This is a genomic window from Acinetobacter sp. 18QD2AZ41W (genome assembly GCF_009829025.1).
In the GTDB taxonomy this organism is placed as follows: Bacteria; Pseudomonadota; Gammaproteobacteria; order Pseudomonadales; family Moraxellaceae; genus Acinetobacter; species Acinetobacter pseudolwoffii.
The window spans coordinates 1-10325 of record NZ_WURP01000022.1; the positions used below are offsets into that span (position 1 = coordinate 1).

The window sequence follows — 10325 nt, forward strand, 5'->3', positions numbered from 1 at the left end:
TCCCCACTTGTTTTTAAGTGGGGACTAAATTAAGGCTTATAGGATGAATTCATAAGGTGTGTTCAGCGGACGCTTACGAACATTGATCATTAAGTAAGCGTGGAACGTGAAGAATCGACAAAAAAGCCCAAGTACGCATACTTGGGCTTTTTACATTGACATAAGATTATGAATTATAAGAAATAATTTAGAGCATTTCGTATAAGGTGTATTATGTTAATTTTAGGAAGTCTTTACAGTTGGCCTTCAAGTAACTGACCTATTTCTAACCTGGTATAGCCACGTTCTTTAAAAATCAAAATAATTGCTTTTTTATAATCTTCAGAAGTAGAAGTCTTATATTTAGTTATCAGTTGATTCTCAGAATTCAGCTCTAGATCATTTTTGATGGTCAATACTTCGCTAGAGATCCTATTAAAGATATTTAGGTTAAACATACAGGCACTCGTCATCCGTTATAGCGGCCCGACTACAACAAACACCTGCCTTAGCTTAGCTAGACACCCTTGGCCGCAAGGATTACAAATTAGACAAGATTCTGCAAGTTTTGCAGAATTGAGAGCCTGAATATTCGACGAAATTATTGTTCACTTAACATAATGGCGATTCTACGAAATGGATCTGTGAGCCTAAGCCTACAAGTTTTGGGGCATATTTCCTCTATGAGATCCTCCAGGTTTAACCTATTCTGAGTACATCAGGAACAGGAAGTTCCGGAACAAAAAACAATAATGATAAGTTCTACAACATGGAAGATAGGTACGACAGGAGTTATACCTTACACTACCCCATATGAAAAAGCCCAACAGGATGTTGGGCTTTTTTATTTTAAAAAATACATAAAAATTAAGGCTATAGTCTCAATTTTTTAACTTCGTATAACGTGTATTATGTTAATTTTAGAAAAATTTAAGGTGTTTTGTTTTTCTCTTTAATTTTTTCCCAATTTAGAGCAGAACGTACCGATTCAAAAATATTAAATATAAATGACATTAATTCAAATAAAAGAAATACCGTAAATCCGCTAATCAAAGTATAACCAACTAAATTCAGGGAAAAAAAGAAGCATGGATTTTCAATAAAATGGAAAATCAATCCTGAGCTTCCTTGGAAAAAATTAACTAAAAATAAGAACCCACTAAAGACTACAAAGTAGAAAAAAACTCGTAAAAACAGGAAATGAAACTTTTTTAAATAAGATAGATTTGTATCTTCATCTATCGCAATCATCATTTGTTTCTGTAGATCTACAGGGAGTACTGTACAGAATATTGTATAACCAGCAACTAAGAAGCCTAAAGTAGTTATCAGAACCCCAAATAGAGATCCTGAAGTTGTTTTGATAACTTCATACAGTTCTTGATTAGAAAGAAAAGCGCCATTAATAAAAGAAATCAATGTAATGGCAAAAGTACCCCACTTGTTTATCTTACTAGTAGGGATCACTCTAGATTTGAGATAAATCTGCCAGAGGTTTCTTTCGTTTAAAAAATCCATTAGCTACTTTCTTCTGTATTTTTCATAGTAGAAATACTTTTTCCATCAATACCATCTAAAATATTTTGGGTTTTTACGTCTGTTTTTTTAACGGTGATATCTCCACTTTTAACAAGATTTTTAAATGCCGAAACCATGTTAGATATCGTTTTTTTAACATTATCCTGCACTAAATTAATTTTTTTATGCAACTTAAAATCATCATTACTTAAAGTTAATGTTTCACCATCAGTAGTAATACCCTCAACTCTGACGACCTGATTATCTTGCTTAAGGGCTGCCGCAATTTCCTTAGGAGTTTCTTGTTTATCTAATCCATCTTTAAAGTTTTTAAACTCAACAGAAGTTGTGGAATTCATTTGATTTGATGCTTTATGTAAAGCATCAAACATCTTACTAGCATCGAATTCGGAGTTACGGTCATTTAATGTAATTTTAACTCTTTTAATTTTTTCATATTGTTTAAGGTGGTCAAATACACTTTTCTCTGTACTAAGAGGTGTTATGGTGATTTCTGGAGACTCATAGTTAACCTTAAATGTTGCTTTAGCCTCTTTATCTAATGTTTTCAAAAACTTAGATTGCTCTGACTTCAAGAATGAAATAACAGTAGCTTTAAATGTATTTAGGTTTGGTGCAAATTTTGTTTCTGCTACGTATAGCAATCTATGACTATTCAGCATTAAAACAAAAATAGCGGATGGAGCAGTAGGCATGCCTTGCATGTCTCTAACTAATTCACCATCTTCATTTTCAAACTGCTCTCTAGATAACTCAGTATTTTTTATAAAACGACCTGTTATAGCTAAAAGTCTTTTATCTCCTAAAGGATCTTCTCCTAGATCTAAAAGTTCAACATTTCTAAAATAATAGTGGCTACCTCTATAATTTCTTTTATGAGATTCATCAAAAAAAGCTGGATATACAACTTCGTTAAATAAATCTAGCAAATCAAAATTACCGAATTTACATACAAAATTTACCATTTCTAAATTTTTGTGAATCGTAGCCATAGTTTTACTATAAAGATTAAGTTTGTGAAAATTATAATGTTTTTTAGATAAGGAAAGATATAAATATAGTGCTTCAATTTTGCGGTCTTATCAGGGCAACTAGGCTAACTTGCTACTACAATTCTAGACATACATAATCCATCAATTGATGCCTATTTAACATAATAGCGATTATACGAAGTACACTTGTATATTAATATAAATATCAATGACTTAAAATTTTAACCCTGATCACAAAACATCCGAAAATCGGCTTTTGTAATAAGTTGGTGAGTTTTTAAGCGGATCTGTAACATTTTGCCAAGAAAATTGATTAAGAAATGATCAATCTTGGGATCAGTGCCCATTTCATGCGGCTCTAGGTTGCGAAACTATCCCCAATTGCTGTGGATAAAATTTAGGCTATTTTGTACGCTTTGGCGCACATAAATCTCGGCCCTTTGCTGCTATGCGGCATACTGGAATTTTCCTATGATCAAGTCATCAGGAACAGGATGTTCCATAACATAAAACAAAAATTATAAGTTATTGCACATGGACCAGAGGGTACAACAGCACAATCAGCAACGATAAAAAACCCCGGCAGGATGCTGGGGTTTTTTATTATCTAAAATATTTAGATCAAAGTTGGATGGGCATCCAGAATGCGAATTAAAGTCGCTGCAGGACCAGTCGGATAGCGTCGGCCTTGTTCCCAGTTCTGTAGCGTTCTCGCGCTAATATGCAAACGTGCAGCAAACTCTGCTTGCGTTAATCCAGTTTTCTCACGTACTTCTTTAATATCTGGCAATTCAAGCTCTGTGACTCGACTGGCCTTTATCTCATTACGTTTGATGGCACCAGCTTCTTTGATTGAAGCAACCAGGTCATCAAATAAGTTGTTATCCATGAAATTGCTCCTTTACTAATTGACGCAGGATCGATGTTTCTTTGTCTGTCAGATTATCTTTCACAGACTTTGGATAAGCCACCAGGAAAAATATCTGATCATCTTCTGTGACCCAATAATAGATCACCCGGATGCCGCCGCTTTTACCTTTATTGCCTTGAGTACAGCGTACTTTACGAATTCCACCACCATTCTTGATTAAGTCACCTTTATCAGGTTGTACCAAAAGATCTTGCTGGAGCTGACGATACTCTTCATCACTTACAAGCTCTTTAATTTGCTTGGTAAAAACACTGGTTTCAATGAATAACATGAGCTCAAGTACGTCAATGGCGTATAAGAATTTTAGCAGTTTTAGAATAAAAAAACGAGAAAAGGTAGCTCTCATTTCTCATAACCGAAATTATCTTACGTGATTAGCTTCAATTTTGATTTTTAGGTAATAGAAATTACAACCAAAAGGTAAATAAATATTCAATTTTTTGATACAAAAAGTCATTTATAGTATATTTAATTAATTGATATAATTTACATTAAGTACATTATTAGAATAAATATATAGAATGCCTCGTTTAGTTCTAAAGGCTAAATCAACAAGATCTTTTGATCCTAAATTTTTGATGGCCTTAATTGATTGTCTACCTTTAAATCAGCGACCCTCTATTAAGGAATTATTAAATCTTTATCCAGAAGAAATTAAATTAGATCTAACCTCTGAAGTATTGGAGTCTACTATTGAAAAAATATCAGCTCGATTAGGTACGGTATTCGATATTCAACATTCATAATTTAAAATTAAATAATAGATGTTATATGAAAGGCACAATTCATGAGCCTTTTCATCACTCGTTTAACATAAAATCTCTTATTCGAAATTCAGGCTAACGCCACTATACAAGGTCACACACCTTACACTTTTCTAATTAGACTAAAATTTATCAATCTCATTCTATAAATTTCTATAGTGATGAGTGATAGTTCTATTTATTGTTAATGCACTAATAGATAGAACCATAAGGAATAAAAAGATTATAAAGAAAACAAGTGATGTCGAAGGCTCTGTTGAAAATAGAAATAGCAATCCTATTGTGAAAAAGACTCCTGAAATTACAGCGAGTAATTGATATAAAACCTCAGCAATAGGGCTAAAGAACTCACAAAGGGCTAAAAATTTAGGAGAAATTTTTCTTTTCAAATGAACACAAATCCCTAATATATAAGTTAAAACCATATGAAATATAGTATAAAAAGCTATTAAATTCATATATATACTATTATTAGGAATAAGAGTTCCCATTAAAGCATCAAAACTTTTAAGTTCTTTACTTTCAGTTACGCTATTAAATAAGCCGAGATCAACCAAGAGAGCAATAAAACTAGGTATAAAGCCGATAAAAATTGCAATTTTTAAAAGTTCTAATATTGCTACTTTAGCTTCTTTTTTTTCTATTTCATTCAAAAAGTTAAACAAGATATTTTCTCTAATTTAAAGATATTTAAATTTAATAAAGAAAGGAGCTTAAGCTCCTTTCTTTATTTTGGTTAAAACAAATCGCTATTTATAGGAGAGTGGCGACTTGGCAACTGAAGTTGATATCTGATCATGTCACCAATGACGGGATATATATCATTATGCTTAGCACCAAAACGCATCAACCCAGCATTTAACGAACCTAAATCACGGTTACCACTTTCCTCACCCGGCAAATAACGTTCAGCACCAGGGAATAAGCTCTTTCTTTCATTTTCCGACATTTCATAATATTGCCAAATTTTATTAGAATGAGAGAAGTCCAACGTACTAATTCCTTCCAATAAAATATGATAGTAAGATTCTGATTTTTCAGATAATTTTCTACCAAACTTAAAATCATAAACAAGTTTAGCTAAAGCTTTTAAAACTACTGGCTGCATAGCAACTGTTTTTTCTTTACCCTTATCTTCTCCAAACCCATCAATTGATTTAATACTCTCCCAAAATTGCTTAGCTACTAGAAACTTATCTTTGACATCAGGAGTTGCGGTAGAAATATTGGTTTTATTCAAAAATAAAATTGCATTAATAGCCGACATATCCTTGAGGAGGATACTTCCATCATCTTTAGACCAATCCTTTTGCTCAACTTCTGAGACTTTAATATCAAGTTGCTCAATAATTTGTTCTTTAATAAATAAATTAATTGGGTTCGAACTATCAAATTTTAATGCTAAGTTTTTATCTACTTTTTTACCTAGATTATTCAAGTCATGGAATAGTTGACGTTCTTCATCAATATTCAGCCCTAAATGAATCTCTACAGATACTGATGCAAAAGTACGACTACTCTCAGAGACAATCTGCCATGCTTGTAGCTCTTCAGGCGTCAATTCAATATGACCATCTAAAGGTGCATAAATGCCCTTTTTCTTTGGATAAGCATGATGACGAAGGAGATTATCTAAAAAATCAAAGGCGATACGCATACCTTCTCTTCGGTGTTGACCATCAACTACCCATAAAATGTTGTTTTGCGCCAAATAAACTTTAAAACAAGCTGTGGAAAGGTCATCTTTGGAAATAACACGCTCAGCTCTTAATAATCCACCGCGATGGCCAATACCACGAATATTAGCTACTAACGGCTGTAATGATAAATATGGCTGTCTTCCTAATTCTTCCTGGATTTTATTCAAAGCTGGAATAGGTGGTTGTTTTTGTAACTCTCTGAAATTAATAGCAGAAGAAATTAAGCCTTTTAAAATATATACAGCTAATTTTTGAGCATGAGACTGATCTAATTTACGCTGAGAAACCTCCACCCCCTCTCTAAATTGTTCATTAGCTACTTCTGAAATTTTAAAAAATTCTTTCATCGGCACTTGTAAGAGAAAAACACGCTCTCCCAAATTATGTCCAATAAACACATTGTAATCTTGTTCAATACCGTTGCTGGCAACTAGTAAATCATCTAGAGATCCTGCAGTTAAAGGTTTTGGCAAATTGTCATCAAACATGTTTTTTCCTTGTAAGTCTGTATTTTTTTAATAATACCCTGGATTTAAAAAAAATCAATGCCTGGATTTATTTATATTCAACTAAATATAAACCAGGGTCAATTATTATAAAAATCCTGGATTAATAAAATAAAATCCTGGATAGTTAATTTGTTTTTTTGAGGATGGAAAATCATGCACTAAAAAAGCTGACTTAAAATTAAGTCAGCTTTTATTTTTAATTAAAAAACATAGAGATATGGAAGAAATATTTTAATTATTATCTAATAACTTAAACTTATAACTTTTTAGAAATCTATATGAAATCTTTTAGATGAAATGGTTCCTACCACCACTATACAAGGTCACACACCTTACACTTTTTTAGATTGGCTACTTGAATACAGCTCTGAAGGAACGGCTGGCTAAGGCCACTATACAAGGCATCACACCTATACACTTTTTTTAGATTGGCTACTTGAATACAGCTCTGAAGGGACTGCTGGCTAACGCCCCTATACAAGGGGACACACTTTACACTTTTTTAAAACTTGATCGCGGATCTGACTTTAGAAATAAATAGATCAATGGAATTTTGGTTCTTGGAAAAATCCAGCAGCAGCCCATTTACTTTAGATCGGATCTCTTTCGGATCAGTCAGCTCTCCATTCATTAAGTTTTTCAGTAGCCCACCCACTTTATTCATATCTGATTTTAGGCTGCGAATTTCCTGGATTGTTTTTATATCAGTCAGACTTTTAGGTTGATAACCCAATCCTAGATCACGCAAATATTGAGAAGCTGATAAATTTCCCTGAGCAGCATTTTCTTCAATTTGCTTTTTCTCAGCTTCAGTTACCACAACTTGAATTACTTTTTGGCGTATCCGTTTCGGCTTTTTTTGTTCAGTCATTTTTTTGATTTCCAGTACATTTTGGCTATGCCAAAAGCTCCGCAGGACAAGATGCCACGTTGAGCTGAAAGCGAATAAGTGGGCGTAATGGTGGGCCAATCATGCTTGCATGTTGGTCAACATTACACATCTTGCCAATATCACTGAAATTTCAATTGCACATAAATGCATATAATTGCATATAATTGCACATCAAAATGAATAAAAACCATTTAAAAGCTTATAGTTGTAGATAATTTCATATAAAATCTTATAAAAGCTTTTAATTGCACATAGTTGCACATAATTGCGTAAATCAAAGAAAGAGGAAGTCATTATGGTCACCAGACATGGCGCTAAAAAATTCATCATCTCTGTATTACCTGAAATAGAAAAACGGCTAGAAGCTGGTTATACAATTAAGGAAATCCACGCTGATTTGCCTGAGCTAGCGAACAATATTTCTTATAGTTCAGTTTTACGAAATTTGAGTAAAATGGGAATCAGTGAAAAAAAGTCACATTCAAATAAAATAGAAAAATCAGTGAACCTGGATACTGATCCTAGTTCTAGCCAAAAAATAACGAATGCTCAAAGAAATCTTGAAAATCTACAGAAGCGACCTGAGAAATTTAAATTTGATCATGGAACAAATGATAAGGAATTAATCTGAGTCCTCTTTAAATATAGCTCTAAATGCTGCTTGTTTGCGATTTAAGCTCAAATTCACAGTGAAAGGTACAGAACGAGTGTCTACGAGTGAAATCGCTGAAATTCGCGCTTAGACTCTCTGAAAAACAATTTTTTAAATATTCGAATCTAAAAACTTTTAATTACATATATAAATTAGATCCTGGATCGAGCGAAGCGAGCAAAAAAAGCTCTATGAGCGAAGCGAATCCATTTGTTCTTATTATTTTGACTTTGCTCTTATCAATATTTAAATCATTTTCAGGATTGAGCCAAAATTGCCCCAACGAATCGAGCGAAAGCGAGATTCAATAGAGTTTGAGCGTAGCGAAAACCAAGGGCAATTTTTCCTTCCCTGTGCTTTTAATTATTTTAAAGTTTTTAAATGCTTTTAGATGGCTTGAAAGCCTTATGAATAAAGGGTTTTAGCTCTTATATGTCCACGTTTACCTTGCAATATGTCCACGTTTACCTTGCAATATGTCCACGTTTACCTTGCAATATGTCTACGTTTACCTTGCATTAGTACACAAATAATATTAACGTGTACTTATACACAATAAAAAAATAGTGGTTATGAGAGATTTAGTTGTAAAAGACAATGCCTTAATCAACGCAAGCTATAACTTAGACTTAGTAGAACAACGTTTAATTTTATTGGCTATTGTTGAAGCAAGGGAAAGTGGGAAAGGGATTAATGCAAATGATCCATTAGAAGTTCATGCAGATAGTTATATCAATCAATTTGGTGTGCACCGTAATACAGCTTATCAAGCCTTAAAAGATGCTTGTAAGGATTTATTCGCGCGTCAATTTAGTTATCAAGAGAAAAAAGCTAATGGGAATATCCGAAATGTTATGAGTCGTTGGGTATCTCAAATTGCTTATAACGACAATGAAGCAACTGTAGACTTAATATTTGCACCTGCTGTTGTTCCCTTCATAACCAGACTGGAAGAACAATTTACTAAATATGAATTACAGCAAGTTAGTAGTCTTAGTAGCGCTTATGCCATTCGCTTATATGAGCTTCTAATTCAGTGGCGAAGCGCTGGTAAAACCCCAACCATAGAACTACAAGAATTTAGAAAGAAATTAGGCGTTCTTGATAATGAATATTTACGGATGGCTCATTTAAAAGAGCGTGTTTTAGAGCTTTCAATTAAACAAATAAATGAGCATACGGATATAACTGTAAAATATGAACAGCATAAAAGAGGACGTTCTATTTCAGGATTTTCTTTTACCTTTAAACAGAAGAAGAAGGATAGCCCATCAATAGAAAGAGATCCGAATACTTTGGAGCTTTTTTCAAAGATGACCGATGCTCAACGGCATATGTTTGCAAACAAACTTTCAGAACTCCCTGAAATGGGTCGCTATTCACAAGGAACTGAAAGCTATCCTCAATTTGCTGTTCGTATTGCTGAGATGCTACAAGACTCTGAAAAAATCAAAGAACTAGCCCCATACCTAAAAAAAGTGGGATACATGCCATCAAATAAAAAGGACACAGTAAATGGCTAAGTTATCGCTAAGTGAAGTATCTAAAAAATTTCATATTGATAGGTCAACCATTTACAGAGCTGTACGTAATGGGCGTTTATCACGCTCTAGTGATGGACAATTCGATCTAGCAGAGGTCATCCGATGCTTTGGGGAGCCTGAGCAAACATCTCAACAAATTGAATCTTCTACATCAGATAGTGATGAATCTACAAAAAAACTCATTATTCATTTAGAAAACGAAGTCAAAAAATACCAAGAACGTGAAGAGCGTTTAATGCAGCAAATCGACCGTATGCAGACGCTTATTGAGCTAAAAACTGTTGCACCCGCCACGGCAGTGCCACAACAAGATGCTACGGCATGCGACACCGATATGCCACAGCATGCGACAACACAACAAGACAATGATAATAAAAAGAATAATGAATTAAATATTGTAGAAAATGTGGCAGTGCCACAACAAGAAACTACAGCATACCACACCCAAACGCTACAGCATGCCACGTTGCAAAATGTGGCAGTGCCACAACACAAAAAACGTGGCTTATTTGGCCGGGTGCTGAATGCCGTATTTGATAATGATTGAGAAATAAGGGAGAAAGATCATGCCGAAACTGAAAGACATCGCCCTGGGTATTGTAGTCGCGCCACTACTGATCCCGATCATGCTGATTGCATCGTACCAGGATAAAAAGACACTCAAGAAAGAGCGGAATGAACGCCAAAAAGAAAAAGAACAGGCTTCCTGATTATTCACGTGGGCTTATCAAAGCCGTGGAACATTGGTAAGCGTCCGCTGAACCCCATGCCTATTTTTTTAATTTGAGTTGGATTTCCAGCGATGTGGCAGTAATTCTTCTAT

Annotated in this window: 13 protein-coding genes; 5 read left to right on the forward strand and 8 right to left on the reverse strand. The window is 34.0% G+C overall.

The annotated features are described in order from the left end of the window. Positions 1-233: 233 nt before the first annotated feature. The 5 genes from GVV58_RS14455 to GVV58_RS14475 form a co-directional block, all read right to left on the reverse strand. The gene (locus tag GVV58_RS14455) at positions 234-437 is read right to left on the reverse strand and encodes a hypothetical protein (protein WP_057979931.1); all 204 of its coding nucleotides are present in this window, start codon (positions 435-437) and stop codon (positions 234-236) included. Positions 438-909: 472 nt separating this feature from the next. Next, positions 910-1497 (reverse strand): hypothetical protein, encoded by a 588-nt coding sequence (locus GVV58_RS14460; RefSeq protein ID WP_159516822.1) that lies wholly within the window; start codon positions 1495-1497, stop codon positions 910-912. Next, complete coding sequence (locus GVV58_RS14465; RefSeq protein ID WP_159516823.1) at positions 1497-2510, reverse strand: hypothetical protein; 1014 nt, start codon at positions 2508-2510, stop codon at positions 1497-1499. Before GVV58_RS14465 ends, GVV58_RS14460 begins: the two co-directional genes overlap by 1 nt. 616 nt (positions 2511-3126) lie before the next feature. Next, the gene (gene nadS, locus GVV58_RS14470; protein WP_004641921.1) at positions 3127-3399 is read right to left on the reverse strand and encodes a NadS family protein; all 273 of its coding nucleotides are present in this window, start codon (positions 3397-3399) and stop codon (positions 3127-3129) included. Further along, positions 3392-3712 (reverse strand): type II toxin-antitoxin system RelE/ParE family toxin, encoded by a 321-nt coding sequence (locus tag GVV58_RS14475; protein WP_067765721.1) that lies wholly within the window; start codon positions 3710-3712, stop codon positions 3392-3394. Before GVV58_RS14475 ends, nadS begins: the two co-directional genes overlap by 8 nt. Before the next feature lie 250 nt (positions 3713-3962). On the opposite strand from GVV58_RS14475, the gene GVV58_RS14480 reads away from it, so the two are divergent. After that, positions 3963-4187, forward strand: a complete 225-nt coding sequence (locus GVV58_RS14480) for a hypothetical protein (RefSeq protein ID WP_159516824.1) — start codon at positions 3963-3965, stop codon at positions 4185-4187. Positions 4188-4348: 161 nt separating this feature from the next. Here GVV58_RS14480 and GVV58_RS14485 read toward each other — a convergent pair whose 3' ends face one another. From GVV58_RS14485 to GVV58_RS14495, 3 genes are all read right to left on the reverse strand, one after another. Continuing rightward, complete coding sequence (locus GVV58_RS14485; RefSeq protein ID WP_159516825.1) at positions 4349-4858, reverse strand: hypothetical protein; 510 nt, start codon at positions 4856-4858, stop codon at positions 4349-4351. A gap of 83 nt (positions 4859-4941) precedes the next feature. Then, the gene (locus tag GVV58_RS14490) at positions 4942-6393 is read right to left on the reverse strand and encodes a DNA sulfur modification protein DndB (protein WP_252721279.1); all 1452 of its coding nucleotides are present in this window, start codon (positions 6391-6393) and stop codon (positions 4942-4944) included. A 523-nt stretch (positions 6394-6916) separates the two neighbouring features. After that, positions 6917-7285 (reverse strand): hypothetical protein, encoded by a 369-nt coding sequence (locus tag GVV58_RS14495; RefSeq protein ID WP_005166870.1) that lies wholly within the window; start codon positions 7283-7285, stop codon positions 6917-6919. A gap of 316 nt (positions 7286-7601) precedes the next feature. Between GVV58_RS14495 and GVV58_RS14500 the strand changes: the two genes are divergently transcribed. From GVV58_RS14500 to GVV58_RS15495, 4 genes are all read left to right on the forward strand, one after another. Continuing rightward, complete coding sequence (locus tag GVV58_RS14500; RefSeq protein WP_159516826.1) at positions 7602-7937, forward strand: hypothetical protein; 336 nt, start codon at positions 7602-7604, stop codon at positions 7935-7937. Positions 7938-8530: 593 nt separating this feature from the next. Then, a complete protein-coding gene (repM, locus tag GVV58_RS14505; RefSeq protein WP_159516827.1) occupies positions 8531-9481 on the forward strand; it encodes a replication initiation protein RepM in 951 nt (316 codons plus the stop codon). Beyond that, complete coding sequence (locus GVV58_RS14510) at positions 9474-10049, forward strand: plasmid replication DNA-binding protein (RefSeq protein ID WP_159516828.1); 576 nt, start codon at positions 9474-9476, stop codon at positions 10047-10049. Before repM ends, GVV58_RS14510 begins: the two co-directional genes overlap by 8 nt. A 19-nt stretch (positions 10050-10068) precedes the next feature. After that, on the forward strand, positions 10069-10212 hold the full coding sequence (locus GVV58_RS15495) for a hypothetical protein (protein WP_171502653.1): 144 nt from the start codon (positions 10069-10071) through the stop codon (positions 10210-10212). Positions 10213-10325 lie beyond the last annotated feature (113 nt).